The 16,063-nt window shown below is 69.0% G+C and carries 16 protein-coding genes, 2 tRNA genes and 2 pseudogenes; 10 read left to right on the top strand and 10 right to left on the bottom strand.

The annotated features are described in order from the left end of the window. Nucleotides 1–111: 111 nt before the first annotated feature. Entirely contained in the window at nucleotides 112–564 is a 453-nt protein-coding gene (locus tag J1792_RS33775; protein WP_242645397.1) for a hypothetical protein, read from the bottom strand. Between the two features lie 1,486 nt (nucleotides 565–2,050). Here J1792_RS33775 and J1792_RS00095 point away from each other — a divergent pair. The 4 genes from J1792_RS00095 to J1792_RS00080 all read left to right on the top strand — a co-directional run bounded on the left by J1792_RS00095 (nucleotide 2,051) and on the right by J1792_RS00080 (nucleotide 4,654). Further along, nucleotides 2,051–2,335, top strand: coding sequence for a helix-turn-helix domain-containing protein (locus J1792_RS00095; protein WP_207246367.1), 285 nt, complete (start codon nucleotides 2,051–2,053; stop codon nucleotides 2,333–2,335). Further along, entirely contained in the window at nucleotides 2,332–3,939 is a 1,608-nt protein-coding gene (locus J1792_RS00090) for a helix-turn-helix domain-containing protein (protein ID WP_086572001.1), read from the top strand. Before J1792_RS00095 ends, J1792_RS00090 begins: the two co-directional genes overlap by 4 nt. Then, nucleotides 3,939–4,514: a transcriptional regulator gene (locus tag J1792_RS00085; protein WP_086572002.1), complete on the top strand. Its 576-nt coding sequence runs from the start codon at nucleotides 3,939–3,941 to the stop codon at nucleotides 4,512–4,514. Before J1792_RS00090 ends, J1792_RS00085 begins: the two co-directional genes overlap by 1 nt. A 67-nt stretch (nucleotides 4,515–4,581) precedes the next feature. Beyond that, nucleotides 4,582–4,654 (top strand) — tRNA-Met (locus tag J1792_RS00080). 895 nt (nucleotides 4,655–5,549) lie between these two features. Here J1792_RS00080 and J1792_RS33770 read toward each other — a convergent pair. Next, nucleotides 5,550–5,810, bottom strand: a complete 261-nt coding sequence (locus J1792_RS33770; RefSeq protein WP_242645396.1) for a hypothetical protein — start codon at nucleotides 5,808–5,810, stop codon at nucleotides 5,550–5,552. A 12-nt stretch (nucleotides 5,811–5,822) separates the two neighbouring features. Then, nucleotides 5,823–6,056: a hypothetical protein gene (locus tag J1792_RS33765; protein ID WP_242645395.1), complete on the bottom strand. Its 234-nt coding sequence runs from the start codon at nucleotides 6,054–6,056 to the stop codon at nucleotides 5,823–5,825. A gap of 119 nt (nucleotides 6,057–6,175) precedes the next feature. Between J1792_RS33765 and J1792_RS00070 the strand changes: the two genes are divergently transcribed. After that, nucleotides 6,176–6,310: an NUDIX domain-containing protein gene (locus tag J1792_RS00070; protein WP_307842846.1), complete on the top strand. Its 135-nt coding sequence runs from the start codon at nucleotides 6,176–6,178 to the stop codon at nucleotides 6,308–6,310. Nucleotides 6,311–6,479: 169 nt separating this feature from the next. Next, nucleotides 6,480–7,091 (top strand): annotated as a pseudogene (locus J1792_RS00065) (IS5 family transposase); the annotation flags it as partial. A gap of 12 nt (nucleotides 7,092–7,103) precedes the next feature. On the opposite strand, the gene J1792_RS00060 reads toward J1792_RS00065, so the two are convergent. Together J1792_RS00060 and J1792_RS00055 are read right to left on the bottom strand one after the other, a co-directional pair. Then, complete coding sequence (locus J1792_RS00060; protein WP_242705214.1) at nucleotides 7,104–7,409, bottom strand: hypothetical protein; 306 nt, start codon at nucleotides 7,407–7,409, stop codon at nucleotides 7,104–7,106. A gap of 468 nt (nucleotides 7,410–7,877) precedes the next feature. Further along, complete coding sequence (locus J1792_RS00055) at nucleotides 7,878–8,348, bottom strand: TetR/AcrR family transcriptional regulator (RefSeq protein ID WP_242705213.1); 471 nt, start codon at nucleotides 8,346–8,348, stop codon at nucleotides 7,878–7,880. A gap of 351 nt (nucleotides 8,349–8,699) precedes the next feature. Between J1792_RS00055 and J1792_RS00050 the strand changes: the two genes are divergently transcribed. Then, nucleotides 8,700–9,188 (top strand): YbaK/EbsC family protein, encoded by a 489-nt coding sequence (locus J1792_RS00050; RefSeq protein ID WP_207246365.1) that lies wholly within the window; start codon nucleotides 8,700–8,702, stop codon nucleotides 9,186–9,188. Nucleotides 9,189–9,213: 25 nt separating this feature from the next. On the opposite strand, the pseudogene J1792_RS00045 reads toward J1792_RS00050, so the two are convergent. Further along, nucleotides 9,214–9,823: pseudogene (locus J1792_RS00045) on the bottom strand (LysE family translocator). 97 nt (nucleotides 9,824–9,920) lie between these two features. Between J1792_RS00045 and J1792_RS00040 the strand changes: the two are divergent. After that, nucleotides 9,921–9,994, top strand: a tRNA-Met gene (locus tag J1792_RS00040). Nucleotides 9,995–10,255: 261 nt separating this feature from the next. Here J1792_RS00040 and J1792_RS00035 read toward each other — a convergent pair. The 3 genes from J1792_RS00035 to J1792_RS00025 form a co-directional block, all read right to left on the bottom strand. Then, on the bottom strand, nucleotides 10,256–10,633 hold the full coding sequence (locus J1792_RS00035; RefSeq protein WP_180360588.1) for a nuclear transport factor 2 family protein: 378 nt from the start codon (nucleotides 10,631–10,633) through the stop codon (nucleotides 10,256–10,258). Between the two features lie 156 nt (nucleotides 10,634–10,789). Next, complete coding sequence (locus J1792_RS00030) at nucleotides 10,790–11,023, bottom strand: hypothetical protein (RefSeq protein WP_143587855.1); 234 nt, start codon at nucleotides 11,021–11,023, stop codon at nucleotides 10,790–10,792. Between the two features lie 109 nt (nucleotides 11,024–11,132). Further along, nucleotides 11,133–12,158 (bottom strand): helicase associated domain-containing protein, encoded by a 1,026-nt coding sequence (locus J1792_RS00025; protein WP_242645393.1) that lies wholly within the window; start codon nucleotides 12,156–12,158, stop codon nucleotides 11,133–11,135. 332 nt (nucleotides 12,159–12,490) lie between these two features. Here J1792_RS00025 and J1792_RS00020 point away from each other — a divergent pair, with 332 nt between their 5' ends. Together J1792_RS00020 and J1792_RS36070 are read left to right on the top strand one after the other, a co-directional pair. Further along, on the top strand, nucleotides 12,491–13,030 hold the full coding sequence (locus J1792_RS00020) for a hypothetical protein (RefSeq protein ID WP_207246364.1): 540 nt from the start codon (nucleotides 12,491–12,493) through the stop codon (nucleotides 13,028–13,030). A 76-nt stretch (nucleotides 13,031–13,106) separates the two neighbouring features. Then, nucleotides 13,107–14,170, top strand: a protein-coding gene (locus J1792_RS36070) for an IS630 family transposase (RefSeq protein ID WP_443742773.1) whose coding sequence is annotated in 2 segments (ribosomal slippage) — nucleotides 13,107–13,554 and nucleotides 13,554–14,170 — 1,065 coding nt in all. Because the reading frame shifts where the segments join, the coding sequence is not laid out codon by codon here. Nucleotides 14,171–14,201: 31 nt separating this feature from the next. Here the strand turns inward: J1792_RS36070 and J1792_RS00005 are convergent. Further along, on the bottom strand, nucleotides 14,202–15,596 hold the full coding sequence (locus tag J1792_RS00005; protein WP_207246361.1) for a DEAD/DEAH box helicase family protein: 1,395 nt from the start codon (nucleotides 15,594–15,596) through the stop codon (nucleotides 14,202–14,204). Nucleotides 15,597–16,063 lie beyond the last annotated feature (467 nt).

Genomic DNA, 16,063 nt, shown 5'->3' with positions numbered 1-16,063 from the left:
ACCCGCGCCGGCAAAGCCGCTCCCGCGAGCGCATACCGCCGTTTTCAGTATTCCTGCCACGAACGACTGCCGTATCAGCTAACAGCCGATCTGCCCCTCGGCGCAGCGCTCTCAGCTGTCGTCTTCCTGCCTGCCCGCGGTCGGCATCTCCCGGAGCGCCTTGACGGGCATGTCCACCCACCGGGCCACCTCTTCCAGAGGCACCCCGCCGTTCACAGCCATCACTGCGGTCCGTTTCCAGGCGTTCTCGATCGGACCGGCACTGTGACCGAGCCCGCGCAGCAGCCGCCGGGCGACGTCGGAGGTCTGGCCGGTCTGCACCCCGCGCAGCTGCAGCAGCTGCTCTTCGGCGCTGTCGATAGCGCTGGTGATGAGCCGACGCTGCTCGGCGGGTACCGCCGCCCGCCACATCGTCCTCGAGCCCGGGGCCTTCTTCTCTTTGCCGAGGACCCGCAACTGCCTGGCCATGGACGCCGGCTGATGTTCCCGCCGCACCCGCCAGGGATCGTTCGCGTACCCGGGCGGGCCGCTGGCTCCGCGGCGCTGGCGGATGACGCTGCCCATCCAGGCGATCAGCGGACCGCCGTGATCCGCCGCTGCCAAGGGCCCAGCCACGTGCGCCCGACCCGCTCCCCGAGCCGGCGGCAGAACACCCCGTAGGCGGGCAGCGCCCGCGGCCGCCCCGCACCACTGTCCACCCACGCAACGCGCCGGCGACCACCACCACCTCGGGGAAGACGACCGCGTCCCGCCCCACGACCCGCCACCGCTCCAGATCACCTCCGGCGTCACCGCCCCCCACCGCTCCAGATCACCTCCGGCGTCACCGCCCGCGACCTCGTGCAGGCGCCGCGGCCAGATCGTCTCTCGCTCCCAGCCAAGGGCCTGTTCCCACCAACGGGCCACCACCGCATACGCTAGAGCGAACACCCTCTCCGGCTCGGCCCCGGCCCGAACAGCGCGCGGCGCCACACCCGCCCACCGCTGCTGCGCCGCGGTGCGTCCGCGTCCAGGAGCCACCTCCTGTGACGGACACACACCCGGGACCAAAGCGGTGCGTACCGCACGACCCGTAGGGCGGTTCCCGTACGTCGGGCGGTCACAGGCGGCAGCCGAACGCCACCGGTCCGGCGACCGTGCCACCGATCCGCCACATCGCCGCCGGCCATACCGCCGGCCGCCTCGGCCGGTGCCGCCGATCTCGCCCTGGGGCAGCAGCTCGCACACCTGCGCCGCCTGGTGGTGGTCCTAGCCGTGATGGTGGCGGCCCTGGCCGCCGGGGTGCTGCTGTACGTCCTGGTAGCCATCCCCGGCTCGTGGAACCGCTGGGGGCTGGGGCAGCGCCCTGGCGGGTATCGCTGGCGTTGTTGCCCTGGGGGCGACGGTCTGGCAGGCCTTGCGGCCCGGCGGCGCCTGACAGCCGGGCGCGTCACCCGGGCGCGGCGTCGGATGCTTGATCCCCGTTGACCCCGACGCCCAGAACACTCGCTGCTGGAACGGCTGGACGGTCTCACCTGACCACGACCCCCGGGTGGGCAGCGCCCGGCTTGCAGGAAGAGATGCGGCCGGGGCTGGCTCAGAGCTGGCCGCAGGCGGTCGCGAAGAGGACCGGCCAGGGGCGGAGTCGGCGCGACCGGTACGCGATCCGCTGGCCTGGGCCGGGCGCCTCGTACCGGGCGTAGACCGCAAGCCGGCCCGCGCCCGGATGCGGCTGCGCCGGGTGGCAGCCGGCGCTGATGAGGGCGGCGGGCGTTGTCCGCAGGTTGGTCGGCCGGGCTTTGCGGCGCTGGGTGCCGGATGTGGTGTGCCTGGGGTGCCTGTCTGGCCGGGTGGTGGAGGGAGTGCGCCAGGCGGAGCGGGAAGCGCGTGGGGCAGGCCGCTGGCCTGTGCGTGGGCGGCACCCGGACCGCTAACTGCCGGACCGGGAGGGATGCGGGGCTCTGTCCGGGGCCCGCACCCCCGTTCCGGAAGTCAGGCGCTAAGCGCATCTCAGCGTTCTATTGCCGAACCCTGATGCATAATTTGCATATTCTTCGAGTATGGTGGAGTCATGGGATTGGGTTTGGAGGAGTCGTTGCGGTTGACGGTGGCCGCGTTGATGCAGGCAACGGGGGATTCGCAGCGGGTGATCGCTGCGGTGCTCGGGCTGACGCAGACGCAGGTCTCGCGCCGGCAGTCCGGGGCTACCTCGTGGACCTTGCGTGACGTCGATGTCCTGGCCGGGCACTACGGGATCGCTGCGCTGGATCTGCTGGCGGGTCCGACCCGGGCGTGTGAGGCGCTGCCCGCCGCCCGGCGCCGCAACGCCAACGCGGAGAAGGGAATGGCCCGGTGAGTGACTTCGATGCGATCGACTCGCTGCTCGCCGCCGTCGGCCCGGAAGCCGAGCTGCCCTCTCCCCAGGTCCGCCAGGAGCTGCGGGAGCGGGCCCGGTTGTCCAAGGCCCAGGTGGCGAGGGCGCTGGGCGTGAGCCCGAGCACGGTCACCGGGTGGGAGGGCGGCCGGGACCCGGTCGGCGAGACGCGGACCAAGTACGCGTACCTGCTGGACGGGCTGGCCGCCAAGTTCGCCGCCGACACTGCCCAGCTCACGCCGCCTGCCGCCGAGCCGGCAGTGGCGCAGGCCCCTGTCGCGGCCGGGACTCCTCCGGCTTCCCCGGCACCCAAAGTGGCCGGTGAGGGTGATGAGGTGGAGGTCCTCGCTGTGCCGGAGGCGTGTGTGCTGTGCGGGCATCCGGCCGGGACCCGGGTGGCGGGGTTCGCCCAGCACCTGGACCCGGCCGACTGCCAGGCCACCGCTGCGGCGCCCGACAAGCCCGCTGCGCCGCCCGTCCAGTCCGGGACCGCTCCGGCCGGGAAGCCGGCGACCACAGCGCGTACACCGCGCACGCCGCGTCCTTCCGAGCGTTCCCAGGAGCCGGCCCGGCGTGCGTTCCAGGAGCCGTCCGGCCCGGTCGATCTGATCGGTCAGGCGGTCCAGGGGGCGCTTGCCGAGCATCAGGGGGACGTCGACGCGGCCACGGCCGCGTTGCTGAAGCGGGCGATTCCTGATGCGATGCGGTTGCTGGACGAGTGCCGCAAGGGCGCTCGTTACGACGTGATCGCCCACCCCTGGATCCCGGACATCCTGCGTAAGCAGAGTGCGAAGGGCACGGACCAGATCTGGGAGGCCCGCCCCAAATGGACCCGCCTTCATCTCCCCGCGGGCCGGCACGAGGTGACCGCGCTCGACATCAACGGCGCTTACCTGTCCGCTCTCAAAACCCATCTCCCGCTCGGTCAGCTCGAGCACTCCACCGGCCTGGCCCATGACCGCCGCCGCGCCGGGGTCCACCTGATCACCCCGCCTCCTTGGGAGCACGAGGCGGTACTGCCCAACCCGATCGGCCAGCGGGACGAACCAGGCCCTCTGTGGGTCACCGAGCCGACCCTGCGCCTCCTGCTGCGCCTGTCCGGCCCTAAATACGGCCTGTGTGAACCCCCGCTAGTCCACGAGTCCTACACCTCCGGTGCCACGGAGAATCTCCTGGAGAAGTTCCGTATCGCTTTGAAGGATGCCCGTGACACCGCGATCGCCGCCGGCGATACGGTGACGCTGGAGTATGTGAAGGCGATGTACTCGAAGTTCGTTTCCACGATGGGGGAGTCGAACTACAACAGGGAGCTGTACCGCCCGGACTGGATGCACATCATCCGCTCCCAGGCGTTTGCCAACCTCTGGCTCAAAGCCCTCAAGGCTCACGACGAGGGCCTCATGGTCGTCCGCGCGATGGGCACCGACGAACTCCACGTCATCGGCGACTGGCGTCGTGTCTTCCCCGAGGGCCGGGGTGTTAGCGAAGTCAAGGTCAAGGACACCTACACCGCCACAACCGACACCGACACCGACACCGACGCCGACACCGGCGCCGGCATGGTTGTGGGGGAGGAGCACCAGTAATGCCGGAGCGGAATCTCGACTTCGGGAAGTACGGCGCCCGGGGCATCAAGGGCAGTGACGCCGTCGCCCGCAAGCTTGACGAACTCGCCGGCGGCATCGCCACCCCCGTCACCGCGAAACGCGGCCTGATGGCACGTCTGCACTACCTGACGAGGTCGGACAAGAGCCGTCAGGCGGCCCGTCAGGCCGGCCTGACGGTCACCGACCGCACGCTGAAGGCATGGCTGGAAGGCAAGCGCCACCCGTCGAAGGCCAACCTGGAACGCATCGAGAGCGCCTACTGGGCGGTGCGCCGCCGTAATGTGGCCCGTCATCTCCTGGCCCGCCTCAACCGGGACGGACGCGGGACCCGGGTGGAGATCCATCCCTTCAACCAGTCCGGCGTGCCGCGCCAGCTGCAGCGGGTGGTGGAGTACCGGACGATGAACGTGCGCCGCTGGGACCGTATCGTCGCCTCCTGGGCTGCCGGTGACGACCAGGGCCTCGACGACACCTGGACCACCGACGTCCTGCCCGACCTGGGCAGCCAGTGGGGCCAGTACGAATACGTCACCAACATCGGCTTCGCCGCGTAGAGGCCGGCGCCGGGCGGGAAGTGGTCCACGGCGCTCACCCGCGCGGCATACGGTGGTGTGTCCCGGTGCGGGGTGGAGCAGCTCGGCAGCTCGCCGGGCTCATCACCCAGAGGTGGCAGGTTCCCATCCTGTCCCCGCTCCTGCCGAAGGGGGCCTGGATCCCACTGGATCCGGGCCCCCTTCGGCGTCGTTGGGGGCTTCCTGCTCCTCACTCCTGCCGGTGTTGGCCGGCCAGCGGAAGCGGCGCTGGCGCTCCACGTCCCGCACCGGGGAACCACCGTCTGGTGTGGTGGCAGCAGGAAGCGCACCGGTGATCCGCGCGGCGTTTGTCCTGGAGAGCCTCAAGCGGTCGAGGCGGGGCCAGGGTCTGGGTGATTCGAAGGTTCTGCCGCGCCCTGGCGTCTGCGTTTCAAAGGCAGTTTGGTGATCTTGCTGTTGGTTTCGCTGGAACGCGCGACGGAAGGGGGATACTGGCGCGTGACCGGGCCGTACGTTCCCGGGCTCTCAGGTGAGGACGCCGACGCGTGCGGCGAGTCCGCCGGAGTTCGGTGGTGGTCCGCCCGGAGACCGCAGGGCAGTCCGGAGACGAGAGACTTCACCGTAGGCCGCGCGTGTGTCTCCTCGGGGGCGTGGTGTTCGGCGGCCGGCAGCGCGCGGACGCACTCGCCGCAGCCGGTCCCACCGGCCGAAGGCGGTGGCGGTGTCGGTGTAGTAGCGGGCCCGCGCTCGGTGCTGGGCAGGCTCGCGGGCGCCGCCGCCTTCGCGGCGGTGAGTGCGGCACAGGGGGCGCCGGCGGAGTTCTCGGCGGAGATGCGGTGGAGCTGGACGGTGGTGGGGCTGAATCCTCCGCCGTGGTCGCGCAGCAGTACGGCGGGGCCGAGTCCCTTGGCGACGGCTGCGGCCTGGTCGGTCAGCTCCCGCATTCGGCCGTGTCGTCGGCGCGGGCGGCGATGCAAGCGGCGGTCTGGATGAGCAGGCCGCGCTCGGCCGCGAGGGCCGGACCGCCGCCGCGGAGGCCGGGATGGTCGGCGGCCGTCAGGGCGAGGACATCGCCTGTTCGTGCCAGTCGGCTTTGCGGGCGAGGACGGCGAGCCGGCGGGTGGCCTCGGCTACCAGGAGCGGGTCTTCGGCGGCCCCGGCGCTCTGGCGGGCACGATTGGCGGCCATCCACCCGAGCTGCTGCTCGTCGAGCTTGATCAGCATGCGGGTGGCCAGCAGATAGCTCTGGGCCAGCAGCGCCACGCCGCCGCTGGCGATGCGCGCGCGGCCGGCCTGGACGAGGCGGGGCAGGCGCACAGCAAGACTGCCCTAGCGACAGCTGTGGAAGTTGGTGAGGGCGCACGCGAGGCCGCCGTTCAGGACTGCGGCCGACGGAACGGCGATGTCGGTGCGCAGGCCGAGTATCGCGTCGCGAACGCGGCCGACAAGCACCTCGCCGAGCGCGGCCTCATCCACCGTCGTCCTGCCGCCGGGCGGGAAAGGGGCACCGGCTGCCGTGGCGGCCGTGACCGCGAGGTTCGCCGGCAACTGCCTGCGCCGCACCGGATCCTCACCGTCCCTACGAGCCGTCCCCGCCACCCTAGGGCCGGGAAGGCGAGGCTAGTAGCCGGTGGTGGGCCCGATCGCGTGCCCATGTCGAACCTCTGGCGCCGGATGGCAAGGTGCTCCTGCCGCACCGGCCGGCCGATGACTACCTCGGCGGGTTATGGGAGCTGCCCTCCGGAGGCGTCGAGGGCGGTGAGAGCCTGATCGAGGCCTTGCGGCGCGAGGTCACCAGCTGCGGCAGCATCAGCTAAGGGACCGGCCTGACTGTGGCCAAGGGCAGGCACTACCTTGGCCACTTCGGCTACCGTTCCGGCTGGCGTACAACTTCACCACCACCGTCACCGGGTACACGGTGCGCCTCAGCGAGCATGACGCCCATCTGTGGGCCGGTGACCCCAGAAGGCCCAGGTCTCCAGCGCCGTCCAGGCCGATGCCGCTGGAGACATCGACTGGTTGGTGAGCGTGGACTCCACGACCGTCCGCGCCCATCAGCACGCCGCCGGCGCCCGTAGAAAAAGGGGCTCCCGCGGGAGAACCCACCGATCACGCCCTCGGACGGTCCCCGAGGAGGCCTGACGATCAAGGTTCACCTGGCAGCCGACGGCCGGTGCCGCCCGCTGTTCGTGCTGGTCTCAGCCGGACACTGCCCCGATTCCCTGTTCTTCGAGACCGTCATGGCCGGCATCCGCGTGCCCCGAACCGAAGGCGGCAGCCCCAGAACACGGCCGGACAGTGTGAGCGCCGATCATGCGTGCTCCTCCCGCGCGATCCGCACTCACCTGCGCCGTAGCGGCATCACGGCGGTGATCCCGGAACCCGCTGACCAGATCGCCAACTGCAAGCGCCGCGGCTCACGAGGCGGACGCCCACCGAGCTTCGGCCGCCAGGCAGACAGGCACCGCAACACCGTGGAGCGATGCATCAACCGGCTCAAGCAGTGGCGCGGTATCGCCATGCGCACTGAAAGGCTCGCGCATCCACTACCTCGCGGCACTTCACGTCGCAGCGGTCTTCCTCTGGGCTCGCTCCTGATGAGGAGGCCGGTCACCTCTGCCAGGCAAGCGCCTCTATCGAGGCGATGTCACCCGCAGCCAGAAGTCCAAAGAGCCGAAGGATCTCCTCGCGGGCGACTTCGCGCATCTCCCCGGGAGCCATCACATCGTCCTCGGTGTTCTCCCAGATCAGAAGGCCACTGCTGAACGCGCTGAGACACCACCCGGCCTCATGGGACAGCGACACATCGGGGTGCTCGTCGTCGGCGTGCGCAAGACCGTCCAGCACCCGCCCCATCGTCTCCGCGTCAGGGTCGTCGACCGTCGCATCCATGACGTCGTACATGAAGTAGCTCACGCGCCAATTACCTCACACAGTGATCCACGGGACACGGCTTGACCATCCCGCCGGGAGCTGAGGCCGTACACGAATGCCTTCCAGCCTCGAGCCCGCTGCGACCTCGAGCCCGCTGCGACGCCGTCGACCGCCCCCGCTCGTCGTGCGTTGCGCCCGGACCGGCAGCGCGCAGTCGACAGCGCAGCACGCCACCTGAGTACCTGTTTTCCGAACCAGGAAACTGCAGGTCAGCGCCACGAGATGGGAGCGGCTGGCGGCCGCCGCCGTTCGCCTGGTGGTCACGGTGACGCAAGCGCGAAGGGAAACGTCGTGGCGGGCGATGCGCTGGGGCAGAAACCAGGTTCTCTGTGGAGGCTTTGGCCCAGGCGCTCGGCTTGGTGGCCGGGAAGACGGCTCGGGGCCCGTCTCCTCCGCGGGTATCGCGGCGCCAGCCCGGAGGTTTGGGCAGCACGTAGTGCGTGCCGGGGGTCAGCGTGCGTGTACTCCGTTGATGGCGATGGCAAGCAGGAGGCCGGCCTCGGTGGGGCCGTCGGCGTCCTGCTCGGTGGCCGGCGCGATGGCGCCGACGAGTTTCAGCAGCTGGGTGATGGTGATGTCAGGGCGCACGGTGTCTGCCGCTTGGGCGCGTGTGAGGAGGGCGTCGCCGGCCTTGGTGATCATGTTGTGGCAGGTCTCGCCCAGTGCCGGGGCTCCGTCGCGCATCAGTGATGCCCCCAGGACCCGGTTGCCTACGGCATGCGCGCCGACGGCGTGGAGCCAGGTGGCCAGTGCCTGGCCCGGGTCGGGTTCGTCGAGCAGATTGCCCGCCCTCGTACACAGGGTCTCCACCCTGTCTTTGAAGACGGCCTCCAGGAGGGCCTGCCGGGTGGGGAAGTGGCGGTGCAAGGTGGCCGAGCCGACTCCCGCGCGGCGGGCGATCTCCTCCAGGCCGCCCTCCACGAGAAGTGCAAGACCATCGCGTCCGGGGTCTGCCCGCACCTGTCCGGTCCCGTCTCCGGTCCTGTCACGCGGGCGGTGCCCCGGCGGGTCACGCGTGAGGAGATCAGCGTCGATGGCCGGCCGCTGTCCGACGCCGGGCCCTCGGACCCCGATTTCCCCCAGCAGCGGAGGATCCGGTGACCACCGTGGCCCGTTCCCTCTCCCCGCCCCCTGAGCGCCGCCCGGCAGGACCGTTCTGTGCCCGAACCGGGGAGGAGCGGCCGTAAAGAGACCCGTCGCCCGGCATACTCATGCATACTGAAGCTTCTTTGCCATCAGTCAACTGCCAGCGCGCACAGGGGTTGTGGAAGCATGGGTTCGCACGAGACGTACGAGAAGCTGCTCGCTCTGCTCGATGAGCACAGTGCCCAGTACCGGACGATCGAGCACGAGCCCGAGGGCGGCACGGAGGCCGTGAGCCGGCTGCGCGGGCACGAGCTCCACCAGGCGGCCAAGTGCATCGTCGTGATGGTGAAGCTGGGCAAGAAGGTGACGCGCTACGTCCTCGCTGTCGTTCCCGGTGACAGGCGAGTGGACCTTGCCGCGATCAAGGCCCTGCTCGGCGGAACCTACGTGGGGTTCGCCGAGCAGGACATCGCCGAACGGCTCTCGGGCTGTGCCAGCGGCACGATTCTGCCGTTCTCCTTCGACCGGCAGCTGGAACTGGTCGTCGACCCGGCGCTGCTGGAGAACCCGGAGTTCTTCTTCAACGCAGCACGTCTCGACCGGTCCCTCGCCCTGGCCACGCGCGACTTCGTCAAGATCGCCGAGCCGCGCGTCGAGGCCATCGCGCTCGCCTGACCTCACCGGGTGACCGGTGCGGGGCTCACTGAGTGGTCGGGGTGAGCGCGAGGGCCACGCCGAGGCCGACGAGCACCGTGCCGATCACCCTGTTCAGAAGGATCTGGCTGCGCAGCATCTTGGCGCGCAGCCGGTCGTTCGAAAAGAACAGCGCCGCCAGGGAGAACCAGGCCAGGTGGGCCAGCGACATGAACAAGCCGTAGCCGATCTGGCGCCACAGCGCCGCGTCCTGATGGATGACCTGGGTGAAGGTGCTGAGCACGAACAGGGTGGTCTTCGGGTTGGTCAGAAATCCGGTCCGCAGCGCCTGCATCCGGGAAATCGCCGCACCCGAGGAAAGATCGATGTCCATCTGGGTACGCTTCGCGAACGTCCTGCAGCCGATGTAGACGAGGTATCCGGCGCCGGCCAGCTTGATGACCGTGAAGGCCGACGGCGAATGGGCGATCAGAATTCCGACGCCCAGGACCGTGTACGTGACGTGCACCAGCACTCCGAGCGAAATTCCCACGGCGGAGAGAATTCCGGGGGCGCGTCCGTACAGGTAGCTGTTGCGTACGGTCATCGCGAAATCCGCCCCGGGGGCTGATGACAGCCAAGACAGTGATGAGGTGTGGGCACGGGCGGCACCGAATTCTGCTCGAACGTCGGCTTCGGGGTCCTGGAAGAACCGGTCCTGGCAGGAAGTGGTCCGCGGTGCTGGTTGTGATGGCGTACTGTGGGGATCACCGACGCGGGGTGGAGCAGCTCGGTAGCTCGCTGGGCTCATAACCCAGAGGTCGCAGGTTCAAATCCTGTCCCCGCTACTGCTGAAGAGGGCCCGGATCTACGGATCCGGGCCCTCCCGCATCTCCGGCCACCCCTATCGGGGACTTTCCTAGTGCTGTGACTGTGAAGGTTCGCCGGGTTGGTGGTCGCGACGGTTGGATGCGCGGAGACGTCCGATCCGATCGCTGGAGGCGCGGTGGCTGAGCCTGCCCATGTACGCAGACTGACCGACTGCGAACCGCAGCCCCCGAGCGCCGAAGGGGGCAAGTTCAGGAGACGGACAGCGACAGAAGGATGACTCAGGAGGCGAACGGCTCGATCTCCCCCGCGAAGACGATGACCTGATCGATGAGGCTCCGTCGCAGATGGACGACATCCGTTCCCGCCAGGCGGGGGCCTCCATCCGGCGTGGTGAAGACCCACTGGTACCGGGCCCATTCGTCAGGCATGTCCACCGCTGAGCAGCGCACCATCGTGCCGGTCCCCGCCGGGTGGCGCCGGATGTCCAGCACGAACCGCTCGACCGCCGCGATTCCTTCGCTGCGGCCCAACGGTCCCCAGAAGACCACGTCTGAGGTCAGGGCCTGGGAGAGCAGGGCAGTCACATAGCTGTCGTCCGAGGCGTTGAACGCGGAGATGAATGTGTCGATCGCGGAGCGTGCGGTCTCTTCCTGCATGCCCCAGTAATACCAGCCGTTTCGCGTGCGCTCGTCCCGCGAGCCACGTTCCGACCACGGTGAACCATCCCGGCCACAGCACTAGCTGGGCAGCGGACCAGTACATGCTCCCGTCGAGGTCCTGGCACGCGCCACGCCCAGGTCTCGACCATGGTCCTACCACTTCGGTACTTCCTCGCGTGCTTTCCGGCGCAGCTCACTGGCGCGTATGGACTGCCGGAAGCGCTCCACTTCGCGCAGCTCGGCGGCCCTCTTTTCCTCCGCGCTAAGCCCTTTGCCTTTGCGGTTGACTTTGGGCTTTTTCTTATCTTTTGGCCCGCTGTGGTCACCGCTGGTGAGCTGGACGCGCTTGGCGGAACCGTCCCAGTGCTGTCTGCCACGGCTGGTCATGAGTGCCACGGTAGGCCCGGCTTCGGGTCTCTCACATGCCTTGTGCAGTACTGCCGGGAAGGCCCGGAGCCATGTGGCCCTGGGTCCTGCCGCCGTTCCCGACCGCTCTCTACCGGGTGCTCCTGCTGGTTGCGCCGCTGGTCCAGCGCATGCCGAGTTGATCGAGGTGCGCGCGGCGTTGTTCGGTGAGCTTGTCGGCGCGTTTGCGAATGTTGTCGAGGACCATGCCGAGCTTCACCGCCAGGAGCTCCTCAGCGCCCTCCCGGCGGCCTTCTGGCTCCAGGTGCTCGACATGCTTCCGGGGCACGTTCAAGTGGCCCTCGCGGGCGTGGAACTGGCGTGCCGCCCGGAGATTGAGCGCCCACTTGTCTTCTTGCGTGCGTTTCACGGGCCGCTCGTGCTCTTCGGCGGGGGCGAGGCCGAGGACGTTTTCGAGCATCCACTGCTGGACCGGCATGAGAGCGTCCCAGCCGAGGCGGGATGCCTGGGCCCAGCGGCCGAGGTCTTCGCCCTGCACGATCACCTCGCCCGGCACCGTCGGTACCGCCCCGCCGCCTTGGACGTGAGCTTGCGCGAGGCGGAAGCAGCGCTGCCATCCGGCATCCCACACCGGGCACCAGCCCGGGTCGATCTCGTCCAGGGCTTCGCGTCGTGCCTGGGTGAGTGCTTTGGCGCTGGATTCGACGCGGAGGCCGGCTTCGCGGCGTTCGACGATGGTGTCCGCGATCCGGGCCGCGGTGCGCATGTTCTTGGCCCAGGTCCCGATGGGGTAGCCGTCCCAGACGGCGGTGGCGGGCGGGAGGAAGTGTCCGTGGGCGGCGGCCCAGGCGCAGGCGGCGGTGAGTCCTTCCTCGAAGGCGACGTCCTGGTGTGACCAGACCATCCCGAGCTCGTCCAGCTCGCCAACGCGGGCCGCAGTCAGGCGTCCGGCCTTGTTGAACCGCCGCTGATCCGCCAGCCAGGTGCCCAGAGGAAACCCGGCCGGTACCCAGTCCTCGGGCGTGACGAAGCCGTACGGCACCCGCAACTGCTCCGCGCCGGTCTCCTTCAGATACCGCACGCACGCCTCGATCCCGCGCCGCCAGAAGGCGTTCTCGGGCTCGATCACCCGCAGCTTCACGAACCGGGCCAGCAACGCCGGATCCCGGGGCGTGCTGAACCTCAGCAGCTCCCGCGCAGGCGCACTCGGCCCCTGCTCCCCCTCCGGCCGCGCCCGGCCGCCTTCACCGACCTCCTCCTCCGGCTGATACTGAACTTAAAAGCGTGATGTCGGTCAGGTCTCCAGGGCAAGGCCGGTGCCGGCGAAGCAGCCGTTCGCCGGCTAGTAGCAGGCCATCCCTGCCCTCGAAACCCGCCCGGAACCGCGACCATCCTCCCGTCGGAGGACTCGATACCCCTCGCGGGGGTGACCATCAGATACTGCTTCAGGGCGATCCCCGGCGCCGGCCGGGCAAGGAAGATCGGCCCATGCGATTCAAGACGCACCCGTCCCCGACGGTCGGCAACACTGCACGGCCGGTCCCCCCGTGGGCCATCCGCGTGGCCCGGGTCATACCCCTGGCCGTCCTGCCATCGTGCATCTGGCGCCTGCCGTTCGCATTCAACTACGAGATGGGCCAGGTCTACGCCGTCCACAAGACGTGGCACTGGTGGGTGATCCTCTACGTCTTCGGGCTGAGTCTTCTCTCCGAGGGGCTCGCCTACATGTCCTTCGGCCTGGTGGCCGGATGGGGCGAAGTGGTTCCTTCCTGGATCCCGTTCATCGGCGGCCGACGCGTTGCGCCGCTCGCGGCGATCATCCCGGCCACCTTGGGCGCTCTGGGGCTGATCGCACTGTGGGACCAGCTGCCGTTCGGCTTCCTCAACGTCGGCGGGTTCCACATGGTCGGGTACTCCAGCGGCTGGTGGAAGGCCCTCGCGGCAACGGCCACACTGCCGCTGACTCTGTGGGGCCCGCTTCTCCTGGCTTTGACATACGCGTACTACAAGCGGCGCCGCGGAGAGTGACATGTGATCAACTTGATTGGGTGGAGTCGGTGCCGTTTGCCTGACAGCCGGCAGATGCTGTCGGTAGCCCTGTGCTGTGAGGTACGCGCAGGGCGGTGGTTTGACCGACATGGAGAGGGCCGCGCGGGAGCGGATCCGGCGGCAGGCTGTGGAACGCTTCGAGAGCGGGGACCGGAGCAGGGACATCGCGGCGGCACTGCGGGTGAGCGTGCGTTCGGTGGAGCGCTGGCGCCGGCAGTGGCGCGAGGGCGGTGCGGCAGAAGTGGCCTCGAGGGGCTCACCCGGTCGTCCCAAGCTCTCCGATGCCCAGATCGCGCGGCTGGAGCGGGAGTTGGAGCGTGGTCCGCTGGCCCACGGCTGGGAAGACCAGCGGTGGACTCTGGCACGGGTGAAGACGCTGATCGGCCGGCTGTTCCACGTCTCCTACACGGTGGAGGGGACGTGGGTGTTGCTGCGGCGCCACGGTTGGTCCTGGCAGGAGCCGGTTCGCCGGGCCATCGAGCGCGATGACGCGGCTGTCGAGTTGTGGAGGAAGGAGACGTGGTCGCGGGTAAAAGCACCGCGGCGGTCCGCGGGGCCTGGCTGGTCTTCGAGGACGAAGCCGGGCAGTCGATGAGGCCGCCGCGTGCCAGGACCTGGGGCAGAGTCGGCTGCACGCCGGTCGTGCGGGTGCGCGGCCGGGGAGCCGGCCGGGTCTCCATGGCAGGGCTGAGCTGCTACAAACCCGGTCAGCGCTCCCGAATGCTGTACAGCTTCCACGTGTACCGGGGCCGCAAGGGCGAGAAGAAGGGCTTCACCTGGCAGGACTACCGGGACCTGCTCATCCGCGCGCACATCCAGCTCGGCGGCCCGATCGTGCTCGTGTGGGACAACCTGCGTGCCCACCTGATGCCGCCGATGCAGGAGTTCATCGAGGCGAGCAAGGACTGGCTGACCGTCTTCCAACTCCCCTCGTACGCACCGGACCTCAACCCGCAAGAGGGCATCTGGTCGCTGGTCAAGCGCACCATCGGCAACCTCGCCGCCGCCAACCTCGACCAGCTCGCCCGAGCCGTCAAGCGCAGCCTGAAGCAGATCCAGTACCGACCCCACCTCATCGACGCATGCCTCGCCACCACCGGCCTGATCATGGACGGCTGACCACCCTCAGACCGACATCACGAATTCAAATTCAGTAGCTCCCGCTGCGCACGCGGGGGTCGGCGAGGGCTTCGACGGTGTCCGTATCGTGCGCGCGGAGTGCTTCGAGGATCTTCGCCAGGATTTCGTAGGCGGGTGAGGTCAGTATTTCGTCGGGGTTTTCACCTGGCGCGAGGAATACTGGGACGATCAGCGATGCGATTTCCCCTTCGCCCGGTTTCATACGGAGGGCGCGGCCGACCATTTGCACGATGTCGACCATTGATCCCCTGGCGTCGCAGAAAGCGACGGAATCACAGTTCGCTGTATCGACGCCTTCGCCGAGCACCTTCACGGAGCTGAGCACGCGCAGTGCGGCCGGCTGCAGGCCGTCCCGGTCCTCGATGACGTCGGAGGCGAACTCGGTGAGGACGGCGCGCCGGTGGCTGGGGGCATGGCCGCCGTAGAGCCAGTCGGCCCAGACCCGTTCCGGCGCCGGGAACCGCCGGGGATCGTCCTGCCAGAGCCGCCGCGCGACGTCGATGACACCTACGGCCATGGCCTCCGCCTCGCTGACCTTGCTGTGGAACGCCAGCACCTTCCGCAGCTCCTCCCGCGCTGCTGCGGTGAGGACGCCGGTCTGCAGCGCTGCGAGCCTGGCTCCGCGTACCGCGTCCGAGCCGGGTCCGGCCGTCTGCTGCGCCTGGTGGAGTTCGGGGTCGGTAATGTCGATGCACACGACCTGGTAGGGGGCGACCAGTCCGCGGCTGATGGCCTCGGACAGGGTGAGCTTGAACGCCACGGGCCCGAACAGCGGAGACTCCGGGTCCATGCTCGCGATCAGCCGGGGCGCTTTGCCGCAGCGGCCTTCGGCCGCCTCCCAGATTCTGGCGGTGGCGGTCATGTAGAGCCGACGGCCCGTCGGGATCTTGCCCTGGTCGTGCACGGCTGCCCAGGGCTTTCCCGCGTCCCCGCTGGTCCGGTGCGCCTCGTCCACGACCATCAGGTCCCACACGCCCAGGCCCTGAGCATGGGCGCGCTGGAGAATGCCGAGGCCCACGGCGGCGTAGGTGGCGAACACCGTTACCCGCTCCAGCCCGTTCGCCCAGGCCACGAGCTCGGCCGGATCCGTCGTACAGGGCATGCCGTCAGCGTCCTCAGCCGTTAGACGGCAGACCCCGATCATCGCCCCGGTACGGCCGCCCTCCCGCCATGAGGCCGCGGCCTGGGTCAGGAGATCCAGAGTCGGCACGAAGACCAGGACCCGCCGGGCAGCGAGCTTTTGGGCGGCCTCGGTGGCGATCAGTGTCTTGCCCGAGCCGGTCGCAGCGATGACCTGGGTCCGCAGCCCCTCGGCCGGCATGTGCCCGTCGGCGGGCGTCTGCAGAACACGGAGGATGGCGTCGACCGCTTCCACCTGATGCGGAAACAGTTCTTTACCCGGCATGCTATTTTCCTTCGTCGTATGTGACTGACGTGTTCTCAGGGCCGCTGTAATCTGGGTGTGCTGGAATTCTGGAGTTGGGTAGTGGGTGTTTATCCAGCTTTTGAGGGGCGGTTTCCAGGTGGTTATTTGTGGCCTTCCGGTGGCTCCGGAGATGGTGGAGGTGGTTTATCTCTCCATAAGGTAGCGGGTCTGGCAAGATGACGCATACGGTTGTTGGAAGCGTTCTGTTCCGTTCGTTTCTGCTATCCGTTGCGGTGAGCGTTTGTTCATCGCTCCGGTCCGTGCCCTGCTCTAATCGCCGTGCGGAGCGGGCCCCTTGAATCCCCATCAGTCCCGAGCTGCAACCTCCTTCCCTCTCTGCCAGCGTCAGGAACGCGCGGAGCGTGTTCCATCAGGCCGGATCGCGGAGCGATCCGAGCCCAAGGCCAACGGAGTTGGCCTCCTGGGCCACGGAGTGGCCCAGATTT

Source organism: Streptomyces triculaminicus (assembly GCF_017349075.1).
Taxonomy (GTDB): domain Bacteria; phylum Actinomycetota; class Actinomycetes; order Streptomycetales; family Streptomycetaceae; genus Streptomyces; species Streptomyces triculaminicus.
This window is presented reverse-complemented; position numbering and strand designations above follow the sequence as displayed.